The sequence below is a fragment of the Streptomyces sp. NPDC093600 genome, assembly GCF_044764755.1.
In the GTDB taxonomy this organism is placed as follows: domain Bacteria; phylum Actinomycetota; class Actinomycetes; order Streptomycetales; family Streptomycetaceae; genus Streptomyces.
The window spans coordinates 75,975-99,449 of sequence record NZ_JBIWIU010000006.1; the positions used below are offsets into that span (position 1 = coordinate 75,975).

General features: G+C 72.0%; 16 protein-coding genes. 10 read left to right on the forward strand and 6 right to left on the reverse strand.

Annotated elements, in window-relative coordinates:
- Positions 1 to 179: 179 nt before the first annotated feature.
- Positions 180 to 1,799, forward strand: a complete 1,620-nt coding sequence (locus tag ACIRB4_RS17010; protein ID WP_403291988.1) for a peptide-N4-asparagine amidase — start codon at positions 180 to 182, stop codon at positions 1,797 to 1,799.
- A gap of 65 nt (positions 1,800 to 1,864) precedes the next feature.
- Here ACIRB4_RS17010 and ACIRB4_RS17015 read toward each other — a convergent pair whose 3' ends face one another.
- From ACIRB4_RS17015 to ACIRB4_RS17025, 3 genes are all read right to left on the reverse strand, one after another.
- A complete protein-coding gene (locus ACIRB4_RS17015; protein ID WP_403291989.1) occupies positions 1,865 to 3,322 on the reverse strand; it encodes a Gfo/Idh/MocA family protein in 1,458 nt (485 codons plus the stop codon).
- Between the two features lie 178 nt (positions 3,323 to 3,500).
- Positions 3,501 to 6,425 (reverse strand): FAD-binding and (Fe-S)-binding domain-containing protein, encoded by a 2,925-nt coding sequence (locus ACIRB4_RS17020; RefSeq protein ID WP_403291991.1) that lies wholly within the window; start codon positions 6,423 to 6,425, stop codon positions 3,501 to 3,503.
- Between the two features lie 35 nt (positions 6,426 to 6,460).
- The gene (locus ACIRB4_RS17025; RefSeq protein WP_403291992.1) at positions 6,461 to 6,952 is read right to left on the reverse strand and encodes a MarR family winged helix-turn-helix transcriptional regulator; all 492 of its coding nucleotides are present in this window, start codon (positions 6,950 to 6,952) and stop codon (positions 6,461 to 6,463) included.
- Between the two features lie 95 nt (positions 6,953 to 7,047).
- Between ACIRB4_RS17025 and ACIRB4_RS17030 the strand changes: the two genes are divergently transcribed.
- Positions 7,048 to 8,904 carry an ABC transporter ATP-binding protein gene (locus ACIRB4_RS17030; protein WP_403291994.1) on the forward strand — a complete coding sequence of 619 codons (1,857 nt, stop codon included), beginning with the start codon at positions 7,048 to 7,050 and terminating at the stop codon, positions 8,902 to 8,904.
- 286 nt (positions 8,905 to 9,190) lie between these two features.
- Positions 9,191 to 10,045 (forward strand): endolytic transglycosylase MltG, encoded by an 855-nt coding sequence (gene mltG, locus ACIRB4_RS17035; RefSeq protein ID WP_403291996.1) that lies wholly within the window; start codon positions 9,191 to 9,193, stop codon positions 10,043 to 10,045.
- 12 nt (positions 10,046 to 10,057) lie between these two features.
- On the opposite strand, the gene ACIRB4_RS17040 is transcribed toward mltG, so the two are convergent.
- The gene (locus ACIRB4_RS17040) at positions 10,058 to 11,122 is read right to left on the reverse strand and encodes an NAD(P)-binding domain-containing protein (RefSeq protein WP_403292397.1); all 1,065 of its coding nucleotides are present in this window, start codon (positions 11,120 to 11,122) and stop codon (positions 10,058 to 10,060) included.
- Between the two features lie 112 nt (positions 11,123 to 11,234).
- Between ACIRB4_RS17040 and ACIRB4_RS17045 the strand changes: the two genes are divergently transcribed.
- Positions 11,235 to 11,654 (forward strand): secondary thiamine-phosphate synthase enzyme YjbQ, encoded by a 420-nt coding sequence (locus ACIRB4_RS17045; protein ID WP_403291997.1) that lies wholly within the window; start codon positions 11,235 to 11,237, stop codon positions 11,652 to 11,654.
- Positions 11,655 to 11,847: 193 nt separating this feature from the next.
- On the opposite strand, the gene ACIRB4_RS17050 is transcribed toward ACIRB4_RS17045, so the two are convergent.
- Together ACIRB4_RS17050 and ACIRB4_RS17055 are read right to left on the reverse strand one after the other, a co-directional pair.
- Entirely contained in the window at positions 11,848 to 13,035 is a 1,188-nt protein-coding gene (locus ACIRB4_RS17050; protein ID WP_403291999.1) for a helix-turn-helix domain-containing protein, read from the reverse strand.
- An 88-nt stretch (positions 13,036 to 13,123) separates the two neighbouring features.
- Entirely contained in the window at positions 13,124 to 13,306 is a 183-nt protein-coding gene (locus ACIRB4_RS17055; protein ID WP_403292000.1) for a hypothetical protein, read from the reverse strand.
- A gap of 237 nt (positions 13,307 to 13,543) precedes the next feature.
- On the opposite strand from ACIRB4_RS17055, the gene ACIRB4_RS17060 reads away from it, so the two are divergent.
- From ACIRB4_RS17060 to ACIRB4_RS17085, 6 genes are all read left to right on the forward strand, one after another.
- Entirely contained in the window at positions 13,544 to 14,497 is a 954-nt protein-coding gene (locus tag ACIRB4_RS17060) for a DUF3068 domain-containing protein (protein ID WP_403292002.1), read from the forward strand.
- 314 nt (positions 14,498 to 14,811) lie between these two features.
- A complete protein-coding gene (locus ACIRB4_RS17065; RefSeq protein WP_403292004.1) occupies positions 14,812 to 16,038 on the forward strand; it encodes a glycosyltransferase family 4 protein in 1,227 nt (408 codons plus the stop codon).
- On the forward strand, positions 16,031 to 16,780 hold the full coding sequence (locus tag ACIRB4_RS17070; RefSeq protein ID WP_403292005.1) for a class I SAM-dependent methyltransferase: 750 nt from the start codon (positions 16,031 to 16,033) through the stop codon (positions 16,778 to 16,780). Before ACIRB4_RS17065 ends, ACIRB4_RS17070 begins: the two co-directional genes overlap by 8 nt.
- A gap of 22 nt (positions 16,781 to 16,802) precedes the next feature.
- Complete coding sequence (locus tag ACIRB4_RS17075; protein WP_403292006.1) at positions 16,803 to 21,083, forward strand: alpha-(1->3)-arabinofuranosyltransferase family protein; 4,281 nt, start codon at positions 16,803 to 16,805, stop codon at positions 21,081 to 21,083.
- Complete coding sequence (locus ACIRB4_RS17080) at positions 21,080 to 22,681, forward strand: condensation protein (RefSeq protein ID WP_403292007.1); 1,602 nt, start codon at positions 21,080 to 21,082, stop codon at positions 22,679 to 22,681. Before ACIRB4_RS17075 ends, ACIRB4_RS17080 begins: the two co-directional genes overlap by 4 nt.
- Positions 22,678 to 23,472 carry a class I SAM-dependent methyltransferase gene (locus ACIRB4_RS17085; RefSeq protein WP_403292008.1) on the forward strand — a complete coding sequence of 265 codons (795 nt, stop codon included), beginning with the start codon at positions 22,678 to 22,680 and terminating at the stop codon, positions 23,470 to 23,472. Before ACIRB4_RS17080 ends, ACIRB4_RS17085 begins: the two co-directional genes overlap by 4 nt.
- Positions 23,473 to 23,475: the final 3 nt, after the last annotated feature.

The window sequence follows — 23,475 nt, forward strand, 5'->3', positions numbered from 1 at the left end:
TCCGGTGGTCCGGTGGTCCGGTGGCTCGTCGGCTTGTGGCCGGTCGGTTCAAACCGTGCAAGGTTCGCGTCCGGGGACGGCGGACGGCAATCGATTTATTCGCAATCAGGCACAGAACGCGCCAAGATCCGACGACGCCCTCTGGACGCCCCGCGTCACCCGCGTTTCACTCGCGACCCATGAGACATCAGAAGATCATGGGCATGATCAGTGCTCTGGTGCTGGCCGCCGGTGCCCTGCTCACCGCGCACCCCGTGGCCGCGCGCCCGGCCACCGCCCAGGCTCCGGCCGACGCGCCCCCGGCCGAGTTCACCACCGACTGGCACGACCCGGTGACCGCGGCGCCGCCGGTCGCCAAGCCGGCCACCCCCTCCTGCGAGATCACCCTCGCCGCCGCCCAGTTCCGTGACTTCACGCCGTACAAGGGGAGTTACACCCCGCCCGAGAAGTGCGGCACCCGCTGGAGCAAGGTCGTGCTCCGCCTCGACGGCGAGGTGAAGGGCCGTCAGTACGACCGGCTCGGCCACGTCGCGGTCGGCGGTGTGGAGATCTTCCGCACCTCGACACCCCAGCCCTCGCCCGACGGCATCCGCTGGTCGGTCGAGAAGGACGTCACCCGCTACCGCGACACGCTCAGCCGCCCGCAGCCCGTCGAGATGCTCATCGGCAATGTCGTGAACGAGACGTACACCGGTGTTCTCGACGTCCGCGTCACGCTCACCTTCTACACGGCGCGAGGACCGGTGAAGCCCGCCGCGGACACCCCCGACCGGGTGATCCCCCTGCACTCCACCAGCCTGACCACTCCCCGGAACACCGAACGCATCCTCGCCGAGGTGTACGCCACCGGCTCCGGCGGCGGCTGCGAGGAGTACTGGTACCTGACCGTCCCCGACACCGCCCCGTACTCCTGCAAGGCCACCGACGGCCCCTACCGCGAGGTGCGGATCTCCGTCGACGGCAGGCTCGCGGGGATCGCCGCCCCGTTCCCCACGGTGTGGACCGGCGGCTGGTCCAACCCCTTCCTCTGGTACGTCACCCCCGGCCCGCGCGCCTTCGACGTCCAGCCGATCGTCTACGACCTGACGCCCTTCGCCGGCCTCCTCAACGACGGCCGCGCGCACCGGGTCGAGGTGTCGGTGCTCGGCGTCCCGGCCGGGCGGACCGGCTGGAGCACCCCGACCAACGTGCTGCTCTGGCAGGACGAGGGAAGGTCGGTCGTCACCGGCTCGCTCGACCGTCACGAGGGCAGCTCCCCGCGCAACTCCTCTGTGTACACGCCCGGTTCGGAACACCGTCTGGAGACGGACGGCGGACACCGGCTCACCGTCGCGGGCCATCTCGACACCTCGCACGGGCGCGTCGACACCACGGTCACCCGGGCCGTCGCGCACACCTCCGTCCACCGCTGGGGCGAGGGCGAGAACCCCGACGCGCTCACCGCGCGGTGGACCGACGACGAGACCGTGACCGCCGGACGCACCACCACCCGCACCCACCGCACGTACACCATGGACGGCGAGACCACGGTCGGAGCCGGCGACCGGCTGCGGACCGTGCTCGCGCTCGGCGACCGGGCCGACACCGTCGTCCTGCGCGGCGGCGAGCGGGCGTCCTTCTCGCGCCTCGACCACAGCTACGCGGGCGACGCCACCTACACCACGGGCGTGCCCCGCGATCAGCGGCACGCGGTCGGCACGACGACCGACCGGTACCGGCTGTACGGCTCCGGCGGCTGCTACGACCGGACTCTCAGGACGGTGCAGGGCACCCTCACGCAGGACCGCCTTCGCTGCTGAACGGCCGCCCCCCGGCGAGCGGGGCCCGACCGCGCCGCCGCGCGCCGGGCCCCGCTCGCCGTGCGCTACGCCGGCCTGGCCGAGTCCACGCCGGACCTGGCCTTGCGCCACTCGCCCCGGGTGAAGTCCGGGATCGCCTGAGGCGCGCCCTTCGCCTTGATCGAGGCGTCGCTGAGCGGCACCGGAGCGGTCCAGGTCGCCGCGTCGTACACGTCGAAGTCCGGAACGAGCCCCAGCCGCATGCACTGCATAAGCCGGAAGATCATGATGTAGTCCATGCCGCCGTGCCCGCCGGGCGGGTTGGCGTGCTCCTTCCAGAGCCAGTGGTCGAACTCGCCCGCGTACGCCGAGAAGTCCCCCCACTGATGACCCTTGTGGTCGGGCTCCAGATAGATCCGCGCCGGATAGTCCTCGAAGACACCCCGCGTACCGCCGAGACTGTTGATACGGCTGTACGGGTGCGGGGTCGAGACGTCGTGCTCCAGGCGGATGACCCGGCCCTTCGCGGTCTGGAGCAGGCTGATCGTCCGGTCGCTCCCGATGTACGTCTCCTTCCAGCTCGGGTCGCCCGGCGGCACCTGCTCGGCCCGGTACTGGGCCAGACCGAGCGCCGGCGTCCCGAAGCTGCTGATGCTGACGACCCGGTCCCCGCGGTTGACGTCCATGTAGTTGGCGACGGGACCGAAACCGTGGTTCGGATAGAGATCACCGCGCAGCCGGGTGTGCCACAAGCGGCGCCAGGGGCCCTCGTAGTACGTCGGCGAGAACATCAGCTCCCGCAGATCGTGGTTGTACGCGCCCGCGCCGTGCAGCAGATCGCCGAACTTCCCGGCGTGGGCCATCCGCAGCACCCGCATCTCGTTGCGGCCGTAGCAGCAGTTCTCCAGCTGCATGCAGTGGCGGCGGGTCCGCTCCGAGAGGTCGACCAGCTGCCACAGCTCGTCGAGCCGCATCGCGACCGGACACTCGACGCCGACGTGCTTGCCGTTCAGCATCGCCGCCCGCGCCATCGCGAAGTGGAGGTGCCAGGGAGTGGCCACGTAGACGAAGTCCAGGTCGGAGCGTTCGCAGAGCTGCTCGTAGTCGTCCTCGCCGTGGGTGTACACGGCGGGGGAGGGCTGGCCGGCGGCGACGACCTTCGCCGCGGCGCGCTCCGTCTTCGCCTTCACCGGGTCGCAGAGGGCGACCACCCGCACCCCGGGCAGGGCGAGGAACAGGTCGATCATGCTGCCGCCGCGGTTGCCGAGGCCGATGATGCCGACCCGGACGGTGGAGCGGCCCTCGAAGGGGACGCCGGCCATGGTGGCGCCCCGGCGCGGCGGTGTCCGCGCCGCCTCTTCGGCGTGGCCGGCGGCAGCGGCGTGGGCGGCGGTGGCATCGGGAGCGGCGTGGGCCGGGGCGCCGCTCAGGGCGCCGAGGCCGAGGCCGGCTCCGGCCGCGCCGGCCGTGGTCCGGAGTACGGAACGGCGGCTCGGGGGCTGTGGTGCGTTGTCGTTCATCGAACCTCCGGGTGCGGTGTGCATGGCTGGTTCATGAATCCCGCACAGGACCCTGGCCGTTGAGGTTCGTGGTGCGCAAGGGCGCGGATTGGACTCTTGCGACGGGTGGTTGGACTCTTCGCCTCCGGTTGCCGCCGCCCAGGAACGACGAGGGTCCCTCACCGGCCGGTGAGGGACCCTCGTCGTCGGCCGGCCCGGGCCGTCAGGGCCGGGTGGCACGCTCCAGGGCGAGGAGCGCCGACTCGTAACGCCGCCCGGTCGCCCGGTCCATGCCGATCTCGCACATCCGGTTCGCCGACAGGTGCGCGTCGAAGGGGCGGGCCGTCACCTCGGCCGCCTCGCGCGCGGTGGCGGCGGCCGTCAGCTCGGGATGGAGCATGCCGCGGTCGCCCGCGAAGGCGCAGCACGCCACGTCGTCCGGTACGACGACGTCGACCGCGCACGCCGCGGCGAGGGCCGTCAGCCGGTCCTCGTCGCCCAGGTGGAGCATGGAGCACGTCGGATGGACCACCGCCGAACCGAGCCTGCGGCGCACGTCGAGCCGAGGGAGCAGCTCGTCGGCCGCCCACACCAGCGAGTCGACCACGGTCAGCTCCGCGTGCAGCTCCCGGTTGTCGTCGGTGAGGTACGGCACGACCTCGTGAGCGATGCCGAGCGTGCAGGAGGAGGCGTCGACGACCAGCGGGAGCCGTCCGCCCGCCGTCCAGCCCCAGGCCGCCTCCACGATCCGGTTGGCCATCACCGCGTTGCCGCGCTCGTACCCCTTGGAGTGCCAGATCGTCGCGCAGCACGTACCGGCCACGTCGTCCGGGATCCACACCGGCTTTCCGGCACGGGCGGAGACCCGCACCACCGCCTCGGGGAGCGAGGGACCGCGCGCCTCGTCCGCACCGCCGAAGACGCGGTTCACACAGGCCGGGTAGTAGACGGCGACCGCCGCCGGGCGGTGGGTGGGCGGCAGGCGACGGGCCGCCGCACCGGGGATCTCGGGCAGCCACCGCGGTACGAGGTCGGGCCGCACCGCCCTGCGTACGAGCCCGGTCACCGACTCCATCAGCCGGTCGCCGATCCGGTCGCCGGCGGCGACCGCGAGCCGGGCCGCGGCCTCCACGCCCCGGAAGTCGCGGGCGGTGAGCGCGGCGATCCCTTCCTCCCGGGGTGAGTGCCGCGCGTGCCGGAACTCCTTCATCAGCGCACCGGTGTCGATCCCGACCGGGCAGGCCAGCGCGCAGGTGGAGTCGCCCGCGCAGGTGTCGACGGCGGCGTAGCCGTACGCGGCGAGGAGACCGGCCTCGACCGGAGAGCCGTCGCTCTGCCGCATCATCTCTCTGCGCAGCACGATGCGTTGGCGGGGTGTGGTCGTCAGGTCCCGGCTGGGGCAGGTCGGTTCGCAGAATCCGCACTCGATGCAGGGGTCGGCGATCGCCTCGACCTTCGGGATGGTCTTCAGATTGCGCAGATGCGCCCGCGGGTCCCGGTCGAGGACGATCCGGGGGGCGAGGATCCCGTCCGGGTCGATGAGCTCCTTGGTCCGCCACATCAGTTCGGTGGCCTTCGGCCCCCACTCCAGCTCCAGGAACGGCGTGATGTTGCGGCCGGTGGCGTGCTCGGCCTTCAGCGAGCCGTCGAACCGTTCCACGGTCAGTTTGCAGAACGCGTCCATGAAGGACGCGTACCGCTCGACGGCGGCGGGGTCGGCGGCGTCGAAGGCGAGAAGGAAATGGAGGTTCCCGTGGGCGGCGTGACCCGCCACGGCCGCCTCGAAGCCGTGCCGTGCCTGCAGCTCGCGCAGTTCGGCACAGGCCTCCGCGAGCCGGTCTGGCGGCACCGCGAAGTCCTCGGTGATCAGCGTCGTGCCGGGCGGGCGCGAGCCGCCCACCGCGGTCACGAACGCCTTCCGCGCCTTCCAGAGGCGGGCGATCGTCCCCGGATCGCGGGTGAAGGCGTTGTCGACGGAACCGACGGGGGCGACGAGGTCCAGCCCCTCCAGGACCCGGCCGGTCTCCTCCTCGTACGCCTCCAGCGCGGCGGCGTCCGGAGCCCGGAACTCCACCAGGAGCGCCGCCGATTCGCTGGGCAGCTCCGCCCAGTCGGCCGGCGCCCCGGGGACGCGGGCCGAGGCGCGCAGGGTGTTGCCGTCCATCAGCTCGACCGCGATCGCCCCGGCCTCGGTGAAGCGGGGCACGGCAGCGGCGGCGGCCGGCAGCGAGGGGAAGAGGAGCAGCGCGGTGGAGACCGCGCGGTCCAGGGGCAGGGTGTCGAAGACGACCTCGGAGATGAAGCCGAAGGTGCCCTCCGAGCCGACCATCAGACCGCGCAGGATCTCCACGGGTGTGGCGCCGTCGAGATAGGCGTCCAGGCGGTAGCCGTTGGTGTTCTTGAGGGTGTACTTGGCGCGGATGCGGGCCGTGAGCTCCTGGTCGGCCTCGATCTCGGCCTTGAGGGCCAGCAGGCCCTCGCACAGGCGCGGCTCGGCGCGGGCGAGCGTGTCGTCGGCCGCCGGGTCGGCGGTGTCGACGACCGTGCCGCTCGGCAGGACGAAGGTGAGCGAGGAGACGGTCCGGTACGAGTTCCGGGTGATCCCGGCCGTCATGCCGGAGGCGTTGTTGGCGACGACTCCGCCGATGGTGCAGGCGACGGCGCTGGCCGGGTCGGGGCCGAGCACCCTGCCGTACCGGGCGAGGGCGGCATTGGCCCGGGCCAGGGTGGTGCCGGGCCGGATCCGGGCCCGGGCGCCCCCGTCCAGGACCTCGACGCCCACCCAGTGCCTGCGCACGTCGACGAGGATGTCCTCGCCCTGCGCCTGGCCGTTGAGGCTGGTGCCGGCCGCCCGGAAGACCACCTCGCGCCCCTTGCCGTGGGCGTACGACAGGATCGCGGAGATGTCGTCGACGTCCTCGGGGACCACCACGACCTGCGGGACGAACCGGTAGGGGCTGGCGTCGGAGGCGTAGCGCACCAGGTCGGAGATGGTGGAGAGCACCTTCTCGGGGCCGATGAGCGCCGCGAGCTCCTCCCGCAGATGCCGGGGGGTGCCCCGGGCCTGGAGATCGGGGACCCGGTCGGGGGCCGGCGTCCGCTTCGTACCGGGTCGCAGGGCCTGCGGGTTCGGTTCCAGCAGTGGCATGGCTCGGCTCCCCTTCGGCGGGGCGTCCGGTCGGGTCAGCAGTGGCGCTCCGGCAACGGGTCGACCAGGGCGGACAGCAGACCTCCGAGCACCTCGCGCTGATCGACGGTCAGTGGAGCCAGGATGTCCTCCGCGGCCGCCCGACGCGCGCTGCGCAACGCCCGCAGCGTCGCGCGTCCCGTGTCCGTGAGCTCGATCCGGACGACCCGGCGGTTGGTCGGATCGGCGACGCGGCGGACCCGGCCGGCCGCCTCCAGACCGTCCACGAGGCTGGTCACGGCGCGGGGGACCACCTCCAGGCGTTCGGCGAGATCGGCCATCCGGGGCGGGTGGTCGTAGTGCGCGACGGTGCGCAGCAGCCGGGACTGGGCGGGGGTGATGCCGACCGGCTCCAGGTGCAGCTTCTGGATGCGGTGCAGGCGCCGGGTGAGCCGGAGCAGCTGCTCGGCGAGGAGCCCGTCGGCGTCCGCGCTCCCCGCGTCAGCTGTGCGCGTGTCCGGAGTGCTCGTACCGTCGGAAGTGTCCATGCCGGGAACAATATCAGGACCTGGTTCATTGTGAGTGTAGGTAACAATGCACTATGCTCTGATCGTTCTCCCTTCCGCACCCCTCGTAGGAGCCCATGAACCCCCATGAAGAGTCCGCCTGGACGCCTCCCGCGCGTGATCCCGGGCAGCCGAAGGAGCCCGCGCAGGTGCGGCGCATCCTGCGGCTCTTCCGCCCGTACCGCGCCCGCCTCGGCCTGGTCGGTGTGCTCGTCGGCGCCTCGTCGCTGGTCTCGGTCGCCTCGCCGTTCCTCCTGAAGGAGATCCTGGACACCGCCATCCCGCAGGGCCGCACAGGGCTGCTCACGCTGCTCGCCCTCGGCATGATCGCCACCGCCGTGATCACCAGCGTCTTCGGCGTGCTCCAGACGCTGATCTCCACCACCGTCGGCCAGCGCGTCATGCACGACCTGCGGACCGCCGTCTACGCCCAGCTGCAGCGGATGCCGCTCGCCTTCTTCACACGCACCCGCACCGGCGAGGTCCAGTCCCGGATAGCCAACGACATCGGCGGCATGCAGGCGACGGTCACCTCGACGGCCACCTCCCTCGTCTCCAACCTCACCGCCGTCGTCGCCACCATCGTCGCCATGCTCGCGCTCGACTGGCGGCTCACCGTCGTCTCGCTGCTCCTGCTGCCCGTCTTCGTCTGGATCAGCCGCCGCGTCGGCCGCGAACGCAAGAAGATCACCACGCAGCGCCAGAAGCAGATGGCCGCCATGGCCGCGACGGTCACGGAGTCGCTGTCCGTCAGCGGCATCCTGCTCGGCCGGACCATGGGCCGCGCCGACTCGCTCACCACCTCCTTCGCCGCGGAGTCCGAGCGCCTCGTCGACCTCGAAGTGCGCTCCTCCATGGCCGGACGGTGGCGGATGTCCACCATCGGCATCGTCATGGCCGCCATGCCGGCGCTGATCTACTGGGCCGCGGGCCTCGCCCTCCAGTCGGGCGGCCCGGCCATCTCGCTGGGCACGCTGGTCGCCTTCGTCTCGCTCCAGCAGGGCCTCTTCCGGCCCGCCGTGAGCCTGCTCTCCACCGGCGTGCAGATGCAGACCTCCCTCGCCCTCTTCCAGCGGATCTTCGAGTACCTCGACCTCCCCGTCGACATCACCGAGTCCGAGAACCCCGTCCGGCTGGAGAAGATCGCCGGCGAGGTGGTCTTCGAGAACGTCGAGTTCCGCTACGACCGGGAGGCGCCCGGCGGGCCCACCCTCGACGCCGTCGACATCACGGTCCCGGCCGGCGGCAGCCTCGCCGTGGTCGGCCCCACCGGCTCCGGCAAGTCCACGCTCAGCTATCTCGTGCCCCGGCTCTACGACGTGACCGGCGGCCGGGTCCTGATCGACGGGGTCGACGTACGCGACCTGGACTTCGACACCCTCGCCCGGGCCGTCGGCGTCGTCTCCCAGGAGACGTACCTCTTCCACGCCTCCGTCGCCGACAACCTGCGCTTCGCCAAACCGGACGCCACCGACGAGGAGATCGAGGCCGCCGCGCGCGCCGCGCAGATCCACGACCACATCGCCTCCCTGCCCGACGGCTACGACACCCTGGTCGGCGAGCGCGGCTACCGCTTCTCGGGCGGTGAGAAGCAGCGCCTGGCGATCGCCCGCACCATCCTGCGCGACCCGCCCGTCCTGATCCTCGACGAGGCGACCAGCGCGCTCGACACCCGTACGGAGCACGCCGTTCAGCAGGCCATCGACGCGCTCTCCGCCGGACGCACCACCCTCACCATCGCCCACCGGCTCTCCACCGTCCGCGACGCGGACCAGATCGTGGTCCTCGAAGCCGGCCGGATCGCCGAACGAGGCACACACGACGAGCTCCTCGCCCGAGGAGGCCGGTACACGGCGCTGGTGCGTCGGGACGCCGAGACGGCACCCGGCGGCGAACACGCGAACGTGGGAGCGGTTGTTCCCCAGAACGTGTGATCGTTCCGATTTTCGTTGCCCCACTCCTCTGCGACGCGTGATGCTTACGGTGCGCAAGCGACGGGCTGCAGACCGCGACCGCGCTGTCCCACACACGCATACGTACGAGGAGAAGCACCACCATGAACGTGATCACCAACCTGCTCGCCGGCGTCGCCCACTTCCTGGGCTGGCTCGTCTGACGATCGCAGTGCACGGCGCCGCCGGTCCCCCGTCCCAGGGGAACGGCGGCGCCGCCGCGTGCGCGCTCCCGGGAATCGCCCCTGCCGCGGGTTAGCGTGCGCCCATGACGTACCGGTCCTGGCGCGCGAACCGCCGCCGACGCACCCGGCTGACCCGGCGCGGCAAACTGGTCCTGATCCTGTGCGCCGCCCTGGTCGTGGCCACGGCCGTCACGGTCCCCCTGCTGCTGCACCGCGACGCGCCCCCGGTGGAGAAGGCGCGGACCCTGCTCATCCCGGAGGGCTGGCGGGCGAACCAGGTCTACGCGGCCGTCGACCGCTCCCTCGGCCTCGCCCAGGGCACCACCCGCAAGGCCGCGGGCACCCGGGCCACCGGGCTGAAACTGCCCGAAGCGGCCGGAGGCAACCCCGAGGGGTACCTGTTCCCCGCGACATACCCGGTGACGTCCTCGACGACCCCCGACGCGCTGCTGCGGTACATGGTCGACACGGCGCGCAAGAGATTCGGCGCCGACCACATCAGCGCGGGCGCGCAGCGCAACGGCGTCAGCGTGCACCAGACGGTGATCATCGCCAGCATCGTCCAGGCGGAGGCCGACACCCCCGAGGACATGGGAAAGGTCGCCCGGGTCGTCTACAACCGCCTCGCCCGCGGCATGGCGCTCCAGATGGACTCGACCCTCAACTACGCCCTCGGCCGCTCCACCGTGGACACCACGCACGCGGACACCCGGATCGAGAACTCGTACAACACGTACAACCGGACGGGGCTGCCCCCCACGCCCATCGGGAACCCGGGGGAACAGGCGATGGCCGCGGCGATCTCGCCGGAGCCGGGGGAGTGGCTGTACTTCGTGACGGTCAAGCCGGGGGACACGCGGTTCACGAACGACTACGCGCGGCACGAGGAGAACGTGGCGGAGTTCAACGCGAACCGCCGGGCGGCGACGGCCGGTTGACCCCTCGCCGGGCTACCCGGAGAGGGTGGCGGGCTCCCGGTCGAGGGCTCGGCGGATCTCGGTGACGGCCGCGCGTCCGGCCCGGTTGGCGCCGATCGTCGAGGCCGACGGGCCGTAGCCGACGAGATGGATCCGCTCGTCACGAGCCGCACGCGTGCCCTCCAGCCGGATGCCACCGCCCGGCTCCCGCAGCCTCAGCGGCGCGAGGTGGTCGATGGCGGCCCGGAAGCCGGTCGCCCAGAGGATCACGTCCGCGTCGACGGTCCGGCCGTCGTCCCAGGCCACGCCGGTCGGTGTGATGCGGTCGAACATCGGGGCGCGGTCCAGGATCCCCCGCTCCCGGGCGCTCCTGATCGCCTCGGTGAGCGGAAGCCCGGTGACGGAGACGACACTCTGCGGCGGAAGTCCGCTGCGTACCCGCTCCTCGACCATGGCGACGGCCGCGCGGCCCTCCGCCTCGCCGAAGGGGCCGTCGCGGTAGACGGGCTCGCGCCGGGTCACCCAGGTGGTCTCGGCGGCGACCTCGGCGATCTCCATCAGATGCTGGGTCCCCGAGGCGCCGCCGCCGACCACGATGACCCGCTGCCCGGCGAACTCCTCGGGACCGGGGTAGTTCGCGGTGTGCAGCTGACGGCCGCGGAAGGTCTCCTGTCCCGGGTAGCGGGGCCAGAAGGGGCGGTCCCAGGTGCCGGTCGCGTTGATCAGCGCCCGGGCCGCGTACGTACCCTCCGAGGTCTCGACCAGCAGCCGGCCGCCCTGGCCGTCCCGGACCGCGCGGACCTCGACGGGCCGGTGGACGCGGAGGCCGAAGCGCTCCTCGTACGCGGTGAAGTACGCGCCGATCACCTCGGACGAGGGCCGGCTCCCGTCGGCGCCGGTCAGCTCCATCCCGGGCAGCGCGTGCATGCCGTGGACCTTGCCGTATGTGAGCGAGGGCCAGCGGAACTGCCAGGCGCCGCCGGGCCGCGGGGCGTGATCGAGGACGACGAAGTCCCGGTCCGGCTCGAGCCCGGTACGCCGCAGATGGTAGGCGGCCGAAAGCCCCGCCTGTCCGGCGCCGATGACCACCACGTCCATGTCGCGCACACCGAAATCGTTCACGATTCCACTAACGAGGGTGGGGGCCGGGATCTTCCCCGCCCCGGAGCGTGGATGCGTGATCTTGCGGAACGAGCGGCAGGATGACCTCATGTCCACTTTCACGACCCGCGTCCTCACCCTCACCACGGGCGGCACCGAGACCGTCACCGACCTGACCTCCGAGTGCGCCGGCTTCCTCGCGGAGACCGCCGACGGCCGTGACGGCCTGCTCAACCTCTTCGTCCCCCACGCCACGGCCGGCCTGGCCATCCTCGAAACCGGCGCGGGCAGCGACAAGGACCTCCTGGCGGCCCTCCATCACCTCCTCCCGGCCGACGACCGCTGGCAACACCGCCACGGCTCCCCGGGCCACGGCCGCGACCACGTCCTCCCGGCCCTGGTCCCTCCCCACGCGACGGTCCCGGTGGTGGGCGGCCGCCTGGAACTGGGGACGTGGCAGTCGATCTGCCTGGTGGACACGAACAGGGACAACCCGGAGCGCCAGGTGCGGCTGAGCTTCCTGGGCTGATCGAACCGATCAAGATCGTCCTGGGCGTGGCCGTCACGTCTCCTCACGCTCCGGCGCAACGGGAGAGATGCGCCCTACCACCAGGACGAGATCGACGGCTGCGGAAAGTGCTTGCTCGGAGCACGCCGGCTGTGCGACCGCGGACGCTGTCAGGCGCGAGGTCCCGGGCCGTCCGCCGGCGTCCTCCCGGGGGTCAGTCAGGCGGCGGGACGAGATCTCCGCGCAGCCGTCGGGTACGGAGCACCAGCTCCAGTTCGAAGCGCCGGTCCGGGTCGTCCAGGTCGTCGCCCCACAACTCGCGGAGCTGTCTCAGCCGGTAGCGCACGGTCTGCGGGTGAACTCCGAGCCGGGCGGCCACCTCCGGGGCGCCTCCCCGCGTTTCCAGCCAAGCCAGCAGTGTCTCGGCGAGACGGTGGGCGTGCGCCGGGCCGCCGGACTTGTCCAGCCGCGCCAGCCTCCTTCGCGCCAGATCGTCGATCAACTCACCTGCGGGCAGCAGTACCAGGGCTTCGACGTGCTCGCCGCAGTGCAGGAGCCGCCCTCGCGGCAGCAGGCCCTGTTCGATCATCCCGACGGCGGCATCGGCCCACCGCAGCGACGTGGCGGCCTCGGTCACGGGAACCGAAGGGCCGATCGCGCCGGACCAGCCGGCGACTGCCCGGTGCAGCAACTCCGCGCGTCCGGGGGCGTCCGGGTCCGGTACGACGAGGCGCGGCCGCTCGCCCTCCATGTCGAACAGCACCTCGTCTCCGACGGCCGGGGCGACCGCCTCCGCCGCAGGGCGGAGCAGCACGGCCACCGCGACCTTCTCGGGCAGGTGCCAGCCCACGTCGGCCGCGCGGTCGGCAAGGACGGCGGAGGGATCCGAGCGGTGCTCGGCGAGCAGGAGATCGACGAGAAGACGTTGCAGGCGCAGCCGCTCCCCGGCCTGGCGGGCGATGGCTTCGGCGTAGCCCTGTACCGACTGGGCCACTATCACGTCGAGGTACTCGAACGCGGACTCGGCGAGCTCGTACATGGCTGAGGACGGAATCTCGGCCTGCTGGCCGATCTCCGCCATGCGCCGCCAGGAAAGGCGCACGCCCAGCCGGTAGATCCCCTGCAGGGAGTCCAGGCTGCGCCCGTGTGCGACCTCGCCCCGCCCGAAGTCCCGGAACATCTCGGGCAGGGCGCTCGGCCGGTCCGCGCCGGTGATCATCTGCTCCACGAAGAGCTCCAGCGCGTGCCGGATCGCCACCAAGGCCTTGGGCTCTCCGGACTCGTCGACGATGAACACCAGGCCCGGGTACTCCCGCCGAATCTCGGCGAGGATGTCCTGGGCCAGTTCGGGGACCTGCTCCAGGGCCCGGTCGGCGAACTGCTGAATCCGTTCTCGTGGCACGTCGCGCCACGCTGACGAGGCTTCCAAACCACCGCTCCTGGATGTCCGGTCTTCATGAGCTCGGTCAGCCGGCCTGCACAGGCACAAACTAGCCCGCGCCGGGGCCAGGTGTGCCGGAGGGCCCGTGGGCGGGCGGGTCGGGGAATGTGACGAGCGGCACGTTCTGCTGCTCGGGTGTGGCGTCGAGAGCGGCGACGATCCCGAAGGCGGCGCCTGTGGCCAGAGCGGCAGCGGCGACGCAGGTCAGGAGGGCGGCGAAGAGTCTGGACATGAGGATGATCGGCCTCTCAGTCGATGAGGTCTGTCACCCAGCGCGCCGGCCCGGTCCGGCGCGGTCAGTATGCGAGGCGCATTGACAGGTGGTCAAGCTCCACCTAGCTTCGCCGTTCACAGCAGTGTTACCACCGGGTAAGTCGCTCATCGCCCCGGACAGGCTGTGATCCGTGCGCGCGGCCCGTCCCGCACCGCCCTGAACTCCCGCATCTCGCGTCCGTATCGGAGTACCCGCATGCGTCGTTCGATATCACCTTTGTCCCTGATTCTGCTGGGTGCCGGTGTCTTTCTGCTGGTGCTCACCCAACTGCTTGCCTGGTACGTGGAGCCGCGCGCCAAACGCACGCCGACCGATACGGTCTCCACGACGGTCTTCGAAGGTCAGGGCAGCTACTTCGACACCGGGTCCGTTTCCAGGGTGGACGACCAGACGATAACGATCACCCGCCGGGTGCTGGGGGACGTCGCCGGCAGTGAGCGCACCGGAAACGCGATCTGGGACGTGTCGACCCAGATCGACACGCCGAAGACGCTGCCACTCGCCGACCCGCGGAAGTCCCTGCAGTGGGCCACCGAACGATGGGTGACCGACCGCCGGACGAACCTTCCGGTGCACTGCTGCGAGGAGAAGCCTCGGTTCGAGGGCGAGGCCTACCTGAAGTTCCCGTTCGACGTCGAGAAGCGCACCTACGCCTGGTGGGACAGCACTCTGGGTGCCACCGTGCCGCTGGAGTTCGACGAGGTCACCAAGATCGACGGGCACGAGGGCTACCGCTTCGTCGGTGCCGTCAAGGCCACCGCGACGGGCACCCGTCTGGTCCCCGGCGTACTGGTCGGCAGTTCGAAGCCGGGCCAGGTTCTGGCCGAGGAGTGGTACTCCAACGCGAGGATCGAGCTGACCGTGGACCCGCGAACGGGACGGATCATGAACGCGCTGATCGCTCCGACGAAGACGCTACGGGCCCCGGGTTCACGGAAGGACGCGGTCACCCTGCTGTCCAGCGAGCGGCTGGAATTCACCGACGCGACCCGGCGCGAGCAGGTGAAGCTGGCCTCCGAGGACAGCGGCCGACTGGAGCTGCTCGGTGAGACCGCGCCTCTGGCGGGTGGGATCGCGGGCGGTCTGCTGGTCGCCGCGGGCACGGTGCTGCTGGTTCGGGGCCGACGGCCGCGACACTCAGAAGAGTGATGAAACGCGGCTCTTCGAACGGCCCGAACTTGTCACCGCCGTGAGTAGCCGTAACGAATCGCTTGAACGAACACTGACGTTACCCCTCAGTAGACAAGTGTTTCCCGGTGGAACCGGCTCCCATCCAGGGGTCTCCCGCCATCCCGGTGCGGACAGGACGCACGCACGTCCAGGTCCGGTCCGGCACCGCGGCACCCGCGCCTGTACCCGCAGTACCCGCCGCACCCGCACACCGAGCCAGCCCAGCGCTTCATCCCCGGAAGCCCGGCAACCCCACCCGCCTGCCTCTCGCAGCCCCGAGTTGGAGCACCCCTATGCCCCAGCGCGCGTCCGCCCTGGCCCTCGGCCAGAAGGACTCCTTTTCCGTCCCCCCTCAAGCCCGCACCGGCAGCTACGTCGCCGACTCGCCTGCCGCTGACCCGCACGTCGCATCCCCCGACGCACCTCTGCCGCGCAGGATCACCTTTCTCGCCCGCCGTGACCTGGCCAACCGGGCCGCCGGTGGCTCGGAACTGCTCATCGACCGGATAGCCGACGGTCTGACCGCCGGCGGCCACGAGGTGACGCTCGTGTGCGGTGGACCGGCCGCCCCGCGCGACTACCGGGTGGTCTCCGCGGGAGGTGACGCAGGCCACTTTCTGCGCGCCAGAGCGACCCTCGCCCGGGAGGTCGGCGACTGCGACCTGCTGGTCGAGGTGTGCAACGGCATGCCGTACCTGGCGCCGCTGTGGCACCGTGGACCGACGTTGTGCCTGGTCAACCACGTGCACACGGATCTCTGGCAGATGCGTTACCCGGGCCCTGCGGCACGGCTCGGACGCAGGCTGGAGCACTGGGCACTGGCAGGAACGCACCGCGACAACCTGATGGTGGCCGTCTCGGAGTCGACCGCCTCCGAGCTGCGCGGCATCGGCGTGGCCGCGGACCGCATCCGGATCGTCAACAACGGCGTCGAAGAGCCCGGCCCCCTGCTGCCCGAGGCGAAGGAGCCGCTGTTCCTGGCCGTCGGCCGACTGGTGGAGTACAAACGCATCGACCTGCTTCTCAGATTGTGGGAGCGGGTCCGCCCCGTGACCGGTGGCCGACTCGTCATCGTGGGTGACGGTCCCGAACGGTCACGCCTCGAAGCCATGGCCGGCCCCGCCGTGACGTTCGCCGGCCGGGTGTCGGACGCCGAGAAGCACCGGCTGATGTGCGAGGCGTGGCTGCTGCTGCACCCTTCCCTCGTCGAGGGCTGGGGGCTGGTCGTCACCGAGGCAGCCGCCCGGGCCACCCCCGCGATCGGTTTCGACATACCCGGCCTGTGCGACTCCGTCGAGGACGGGGAGACCGGGGTGCTCGCCCGGGGCGAGAGTTCGTTCGCCGCCGCGTGGTGCACCTTGTCCCTCAGCACCGAACGGCGCGCGTCCATGGGACGTGCCGCCGCGCAGCGCGCCAAGCGCTTCCGCTGGAGCATGACGGTCCGTCAGTTCCAGGAGGTCGCCGCCGAGGCGGTGGCCCGCGCCGCCGTCCAGGAACGCGGCGGGCGCGGCCATGGCTGAGATCACCGAACGCGGATTCAAGGATCCGTCGCTGAGGCGATCGGCCGCTCTCTTCCGGGCGTTCATGCGCGAACCCAGCGATCCCGAACGGTGCTACACCCTGTTGGCCCGGGACTCGGTCGCACAGGTGGCACGTCATATCGACCTGTCCGGCAAGATCGTCGTCGACATCGGTGGCGGCAGCGGCCACTTCACCAAGGAGTTCCGCCGCCGTGGTGCGCAGAGCTACCTCTTCGAGCCCGACCTGCGGGAGCTGAGCGCCGGCGGCCCGGTCACCGAGGACGCGGTGCTCGCCGACGGATATCTGCTGCCGCTCGCCGACGGGGCGGCGGACGTGTGCTTCTCGTCCAATGTGCTGGAGCACGTGTCGGACCCGCAGACGTTCATCAGCGAGATGGCGCGAGTCACCCGCCCCGGCGGACTGATCTACCTGTCGTTCACCAACTGGCTCTCCCCGTGGGGAGGCCACGAGACCGCGCCGTGGCACTACCTCGGGGCCGACCGGGCCCGCGAACGCTACGAACGGCGCACCGGCCGGGAGGCCAAGCACACGCTCGGCGAGAACCTCTTCCCCGTCCATATCGGTCCCACCCTCCGGCACGTCCGCGGCCGCGACGATGTACAGGTCGTCACGGCGCGCTCCCGTTACTGGCCATTCCTCGCGAGCACGATCACCCGGGTGCCGGGACTCCGCGAGATCGCCACCTGGAATCTGCTGCTGATTCTCAGGCGAAGCCCATGAGCATGCGAAGCGAGGAACGGTCATGACCACTACGGTCCAGGCGCCCACGCGGGTGCCGCAGCCCGGCCCGAAGCCGTCGGAGGCGTTCGGTGATCCGCGCGGAAGACGCCTGCTGTTCGGCTTCTGGGCCGTCGTCCTGGTGTCGTTCCTCGCGGTGTCACCGGGGAAGATGACGTTCGAGACCAAACTCGGCGTCGCCCTCGACCCCTGGCGCTTCATCGGCGACCTCGGTTCGCTGTGGAACGGCAACGTGGGCCTCGGCGGCATAGCCAACCAGTACATCGGCTACGCCTTCCCGGCACTGCCCTACTACGCGCTCATGGACACGCTGCAGGTGCCGGTGTGGCTGGCCGAACGGCTCTGGCTGTCGATCATCGTGACCGCTGCCTTCTGGGGCGCGCTCAGGCTCGCCGAACGGCTGGGCGTGGGGACGCCCGCGTCCCGGGCCGTCGGTGCGGTCGTCTACGCACTGTGGCCCACCTTCACGATCGTCATCGGATCGACCTCCGCCGCCGCGCTGCCCGGTGCCGTGCTGCCCTGGGTGCTGCTGCCGCTGACCTCCGCGAAGTCGAGCCCGCGGACGGCCGCCGCACGTTCGGCCCTGCTGATCCCCTTCATGGGCGGCGTGAACGCCGCCTCGACACTGGCAGCGCTGCTGCCCGTGGGTCTGTACCTGCTCAGCCGCCCTCCCGGCCGACGGCGGCGGGCGCTGCTGGTCTGGTGGATACCGGGCGTCGTGCTGGCCACCGTGTGGTGGGTGGTCCCGCTGCTCCTGCTCGGCATGTACGGCGAGAACTTCATGCCGTACGTGGAGCAGGCCGACACCACCACCGCCACCATGTCCGCGACCGAATTGCTGCGCGGCGCCGGCAACTGGGTGGCCTATCTGAACTTCGGTGAGGCGTGGCTGCCGGCCGGCTGGACCGTCGCGACCTCCGTCGTCACCGTTCTCGGTTCGGCGTTCGCCGCGGCGCTGGGGCTGGCGGGCCTGGCCCGGCGGGACCTGCCGGAGCGCCGCTGGCTGATGCTGACCGTCCTGGCCGTCGTCCTGATCGCGCTCGCCGGGTACGGCGGAGCCTTCGGCGGTCCGTTCCACGGTGCCGTCCAGGACTGGTTGAACGGGCCGCTGAAGCCGTTCCGCAACATCTACAAGTTCCAGCCGGGGCTGGCCCTCGCGCTCGCCCTCGGACTGGCCCATCTGACAGCCGTGCTGTCCGAGAGCAGGGGGTCTCGCGCACTTCGCGGTCGCCGCTGGGTGCCCGCTGCCACGGCGGTGCTGGTACTGCCCGGTCTGGCGCTTCCGTACGTCAACGGCTCGGTCCTCCAGCCCGGGGCGTTCACCAAACTGCCCACCCATTGGGAGAAGGCCGCCGACTGGCTCAAGGACAACGCCCCGAACAGCCGGGCACTGGTCGTACCGGCGACGGCGCACGGCATCTACACCTGGGGATCCCCCATCGACCAGCCGTTCGACGTCCTGGCCGAGACCCCCTGGGCGCAGCGTGACTTCGTCCCCTTCGGTACGCCCGGAGCACGCCGCATGACGGACGCCGTCGAGCAGGCGCTGCTGTCGGGCTCCGAGGTTCCGGGCCTCCAGGCCTACCTGGCACGGGCCGGCATGCACGAGGTGGTCGTCCGCAACGACCTCGACCCCGACCAGATCGGCTATGTCCCGCCGCAGACGGTGAAGCGGACCCTGGAATCGTCCGGCTACCGCAAGATCACCGGGTTCGGACCGCTGGTGACCGGCGGACGCATCGCCGCCGACACCCCACTCCAGGTGCAGGGGCTCTACCCGCGGCTCCAGGCCGTGGAGATCTATCAGCCGCAGGACCGCGACGGGAGGCCCGACCGGGTCGGCGTCTCGGCCGTGGCCGACACGGCCGTGGTCAGTGGCGGACCCGAGGCGCTGCTCCAGCTGTCCGCCGACCCCTCGATGGCCGAGCGGCCGGCCGTACTGGCGGGGGACGGTCTTCCCCAGGGCGTCGTCCCGCCGGTGAAGGCGGCCGCGGACGGGTTGCGTCGAGCCGACACCCGGTTCGGCCTGGTCAACAACAACACCTCGTACACGTACACGGCGGACGAGCGCAATCACCCCGGCAGCCTGCAGAACCCGGGCGAGGAGCCCAAGCAGATCCTGCCGTCGGAGGGCACCGACCACCAGACGACGGCGGTGCTGCGCGGCGCCCGTGCCGTGACGGCTTCCAGCAGTGGCAACTGGCTGTTCCACCTGCCGCAGTACGACCCGGTGAACGCCTTCGACGGCAACCCGGACACCGCGTGGGCCGAGGGCAGCCCGGGCGAGCCGGCCGGACAGTGGCTCAGAGTGGAGTTCTCCCGGCCGACCGACATCCCGGCCTCCATCCAGCTGACGCCCCTGCCGGGGGACTCGATGCGCGCGGCGCCCACCCAGGTGCGGATCGAGACCGACCGCGGTTCGGCCGACAGCCCCCTGCAGACGAACGGCCTGCCGCAGACCGTCAAGACTCCCGCGGGCGAGGCCTCCTGGATGAAGATCACCATCGTGGCCGCGCAACAGGCGCGCCCGGGCCTCTCCGGAGCCGGATTCGCCGAGGTGTCGGTCCCGGACGTCCAGGTGACGCGCATGCTGGTGCTGCCTGCCGACGCGGAGCACACCGACGCGGCGGCGAGCGTGTACTCCCTGCACCGCGGCACCGACGCGGGCGGTCTGTCGCCCGTATCGGCCGAGGTGGGACTGCACCGGCGGTTCAGCACCCGCGAACCGGGCGAGTACCAGGTGTCGGCGCGAGCCGTCGCCGTGCCCGGCGGCGCGCTCGACGAACTGCTCGACCGCTCGGCCCCCGGGCCGAAGGACCGGGTGACGGCCACCGTGGACTCCATCAGCCGCGGCGGCGCGTCACTCAGCGCCCGCAACCTGGTCGACGGTGACCTCACCACCGCCTGGATCGCGGGCGACCGGCCCGTCATCCACCTGAGCTGGCCCCGCAAGAAGAAGATCGACGAGGTCATCCTCGCGCCGGCGGGCGGGGTGTCCACCCGGCCCGAACAGGTGATGATCAGCTCCCCGCACGGCGCCGCGGTGGCCGACGTCGACGAGAACGGGCGGGTCCGCTTCCCGCAGATCGAGACGAACCGGCTCGACATCACCATCAGCAGGGTCGCCCCGCTCACCGTCCACAATCCGGTGGCGAACGCGGGGTTGCAGCTGCCGGTCGGGCTGAGCGAGGTGCACGTTCCCGCACTGGCCGATCTGCGAGTGCCGCGGGCCAAGCCGTCCGCGCGCTTCTCGCTGCTGTGCGGTGAGGGCCCGGACCTCGCTGTGGGCGGTGTCCTGCACAAGACGAAGGCATCCGGACTCGTCCGGGACCTCACCGAGCGACGCCCCGTCACCGTCGCCCTCTGCGCGGGAGAGGAGAAGGACGGCACCCTGGACCTTCCGCCCGGCGATCACGAGGTGGAGGCGGGTGACGCGGGGCCGCTGGCGATCACCGACGTCACGCTGACCCGGGGCACTCCGCGGGAACTGGAGGGAGCGGCGGGGCGCGAGGCCACCGTCACCCGGTGGACCGACGACAGCCGGACCGTTTCGGTGTCGGCCGGCTCGGGCGAGGCGACGTACCTGCGGACCTACGAGAACGCCAACGACGGTTGGAAGGCCACCCTGGACGGCACGGAACTGGAGCCGGTGCGCCTCGACGGCTGGCAGCAGGCCTGGGTGATTCCGGCCGGGGCGTCCGGCACGGTGACCATGGAGTTCGAGCCCTCGGGGTCGTACCGGGCAGCCCTGATCGGCGGTGCGTTCGCCCTCGTCGCCCTGGCCGCCCTGGCCTTCGCGGGCCGCCGACGCGGAGACCGGGGGACCGACGAGGAACTGCCCGAACCGCCGCCGCCGGGGATGCCGCTCGGAACACTCGCGCTGACCGCGGTCGTCGCGGTGGCGGCGGGGCCGCTGGCCCTGGTCGTGCCCGTAGTCGCCCTGGCGGCACGGTTCCGGCCGGCCGTGCTGGTGCCGACCGCGGCGGCGGCGATGGCCGGAGCGGGCCTTGTCGCGGCCGTCGGCGCCGGGGAGCCGGTCGCCACCGGGGAGGGCGCGTTCAGCGGCTTCGCCCAGGTGCTCGCGCTGGTGGCGCTGGCCTCCGCCCTGGTGACCGCGGTGAGGCCGGCGTCCGTTGCCGCCCGTGGGCGTGGCGACGGGCGCGAGGACGACGGTTCCGACGCGCCGGAAGCCGGACCGGTGGTCACGGCCAAGCCGCGCGGAACCGGCGACGGGCACAGGCCGGAGCCGCCCCTTCGGCGGCCGGAAGGCGGTGGCCCCTCGTGATCGCGCCCTGGACCCCCGCCGGGGGGACCGATGCCTCTCCCGGCGGCGTCCGGATCCCCTTTCCGACCGTCGACGAGGTGTCGCGGCACTGCCTCAGTGACGACGAACCGGAGAGCGTGCACATCGAGGTTCATCTGCCCGGACGACTGGACCCGGCACGGCTGCGGGCCGCGTTCCGGCGGGCGCTGCTGACGCACTCCAGGGTGCTGGTGCGGGAAGTGCCCGGCCGTCGGCACCGGCGGTCCTTCGCGTGGGAGCTCACCGGTGAACCGGACAGCGACCCGGTGGGCCTCGCGGGGCGGGGCCCCGACGCGTTGGCCGCTGCCCGGGCCCGCGCGCTGAGCGCATGCCCGCCGCTCACCCTGTCGCCCCCCCTGCGCCTGGAAGTCGTCGAGACGGACGGGGCAACGGGCGCCCCGGAGCGGACGGCGGCGGGCGAGGCTTCGCGGACCGGGACCGTGCTCCTGCTGACGATGCATCACACCGCCCTCGACGCGCCGTCGGGGCTGCGGCTCCTCGCCACGACCGCGGAACAGTACGGAGGAGTGGACCCCGTCCCGGTCGCCGGGCGGGTCCGGCCGGGGCGCCCGGGCCCCGCTCCGAGCGGGACAGGCCGCGCCGTACGTACGCGCCCCGTACGCGTCGCGCCGGACTCCCGCCCCGAGCCGGTACGCGCCCGCGCCGTGGGCAACGGCATGCTGCAGACCGACCTGCCCGTTCCTCGGCGTGTGACGCGGGACGGAGGCCACTCGCCCTGGACCGTCAACGACCAACTGCTGGTCGCCACCTCCCTGATGGTGGCCCGTTGGAACGTCTCGCAAGGCCGACCGGCCGGTTCCGTACGGATCACGATGCCCGTCGACGACCGGCCGCGCGGCACCGAGATGCCGATGGGGAACGGAACCCGGCTCGTCGAGGTGGCCATGACCCCCGAGGACCCGCACGACACGGACCTGCTGCTCGGTGAGCGGCCGGACCCGGCAGCTGTGGCCCGGCTGCTGCGCACCACCGCTCGGCGCACCCACGCGCTGAAGTCGGCACAGGGCGCCCCCCTGGGTGCCGGGGCGAGTCTGCTGACCGCACCGCTGCTGCCGGTCGGCATCCGGGGCGTGCTCACCCGTGGCGCACGGCGGGTGGCGGCGCCCTGGATGTCGACGGCACTGGTCACCAACATCGGACGCGTGCCGTACACGCTGGACTTCGGCGACGCCGGCCGGGCGACGGCCGTGTGGTTCTCCGCACCGGCGCGGATGCCGCGCGGGCTGAGCGTGGCCGCGGCGTCCACCGGCGGGCGACTGCATGTGACGCTGCGCTGGTCGCGGGCGCTGCTCGACGACGCGGCCGGTGCGGACCTGGTGGGCTTGTTCGCGGCGTCGCTGTCGACGACCTCTCTCACCTCTGCCGGGGCGAATGCTCCGGGGGCGGGGCCGGGAGCCGCGACCGGGGAGGTGGACGCCACCGCCGCGGACGCCGAGGCGACTCCGGCCCGGGAACACGCACCGGGCCCGGGCGGCCCGTACCACCGCGACACGCGGCATCCCGACCCGACACCAGGTGGAGCCCGCTCCGCCCAGGACCACCACAAGAGGCCGTCATGACTCTCTCCGCCAGCGGCTCCGCAGCAACCGGGAAGTCGCCCGAGGCGGCGGTGACTTCGCCGGGCCGGCCGGTTCCCGGGCTCCGGGACTTCTACGAGAACCCCACCGTTCCCGTCGCCTCGGGGGAAGCCCGTACCCTGCGCCAGGCCCGGATGCTGGCCGATGCGCTCGGCCCCGTCGGGCCCGGCCGCCCGGCCGCGACCGTGCTCGACGTGGGCTGCGGGGACGGCTCGGCGGGCGCGACCGCCACCCGCGTCCTGGACGGGCACCGCATCGTGGGGATCGACTGGTCGCAGGACGCGCTGCGCCGGGCGGCGCCGCGCCTGAGCCAGGTCGTCCGCGGCGAGCTGACCGGCAGCGGGCTGCCGTTCGCCTCCGGCAGCGCCGACGCCGTGCTGTTCAGCGAGGTCGTCGAGCACCTTGTCGATCCCGACAGTGCCCTCGACGAACTGCGCAGGGTGCTGCGACCGGGTGGGCATCTGATGCTCTCGACGCCGAACCTCGGCGCCTGGTACAACCGCGCCCTGCTGCTCGCCGGGATCCAGCCGGTGTTCTCCGAGGTGAGCCTGCGCCGCATCCACGGCAGACCGGGCAAGGAGGTGGTGGGCCATCTGAGGCTGTACACGGCGCGCGCGCTGCGTGAGTTCGTGGCGGCGTCCGGGTTCGAGGTGGTGACGGTCGCCGGTGCGCCGTTCCACGGGGTGCCGCGCCCGCTCCGCCCGCTGGACCGCTTGGCCTGTGGGCTGCCGTCCCTCGCTTCCATCCTCCTCGTACATGCGAGAAAGGTGTAGCCC

What these genes read in the sequence shown, in the direction of transcription:
- ACIRB4_RS17030 (WP_403291994.1), top strand. Translation starts at nt 7,048, where the DNA reads ATGAACCCCCATGAAGAGTCCGCCTGGACGCCTCCCGCGCGTGATCCC.
- ACIRB4_RS17065 (WP_403292004.1), top strand. Translation starts at nt 14,812, where the DNA reads ATGCCCCAGCGCGCGTCCGCCCTGGCCCTCGGCCAGAAGGACTCCTTT.
- ACIRB4_RS17045 (WP_403291997.1), top strand. Translation starts at nt 11,235, where the DNA reads ATGTCCACTTTCACGACCCGCGTCCTCACCCTCACCACGGGCGGCACC.
- ACIRB4_RS17060 (WP_403292002.1), top strand. Translation starts at nt 13,544, where the DNA reads ATGCGTCGTTCGATATCACCTTTGTCCCTGATTCTGCTGGGTGCCGGT.
- ACIRB4_RS17020 (WP_403291991.1), bottom strand. Translation starts at nt 6,425, where the DNA reads ATGCCACTGCTGGAACCGAACCCGCAGGCCCTGCGACCCGGTACGAAG.
- ACIRB4_RS17010 (WP_403291988.1), top strand. Translation starts at nt 180, where the DNA reads ATGAGACATCAGAAGATCATGGGCATGATCAGTGCTCTGGTGCTGGCC.
- mltG (WP_403291996.1), top strand. Translation starts at nt 9,191, where the DNA reads ATGACGTACCGGTCCTGGCGCGCGAACCGCCGCCGACGCACCCGGCTG.
- ACIRB4_RS17075 (WP_403292006.1), top strand. Translation starts at nt 16,803, where the DNA reads ATGACCACTACGGTCCAGGCGCCCACGCGGGTGCCGCAGCCCGGCCCG.
- ACIRB4_RS17055 (WP_403292000.1), bottom strand. Translation starts at nt 13,306, where the DNA reads ATGTCCAGACTCTTCGCCGCCCTCCTGACCTGCGTCGCCGCTGCCGCT.
- ACIRB4_RS17085 (WP_403292008.1), top strand. Translation starts at nt 22,678, where the DNA reads ATGACTCTCTCCGCCAGCGGCTCCGCAGCAACCGGGAAGTCGCCCGAG.
- ACIRB4_RS17040 (WP_403292397.1), bottom strand. Translation starts at nt 11,122, where the DNA reads ATGGACGTGGTGGTCATCGGCGCCGGACAGGCGGGGCTTTCGGCCGCC.
- ACIRB4_RS17015 (WP_403291989.1), bottom strand. Translation starts at nt 3,322, where the DNA reads ATGCACACCGCACCCGGAGGTTCGATGAACGACAACGCACCACAGCCC.
- ACIRB4_RS17070 (WP_403292005.1), top strand. Translation starts at nt 16,031, where the DNA reads ATGGCTGAGATCACCGAACGCGGATTCAAGGATCCGTCGCTGAGGCGA.
- ACIRB4_RS17025 (WP_403291992.1), bottom strand. Translation starts at nt 6,952, where the DNA reads ATGGACACTTCCGACGGTACGAGCACTCCGGACACGCGCACAGCTGAC.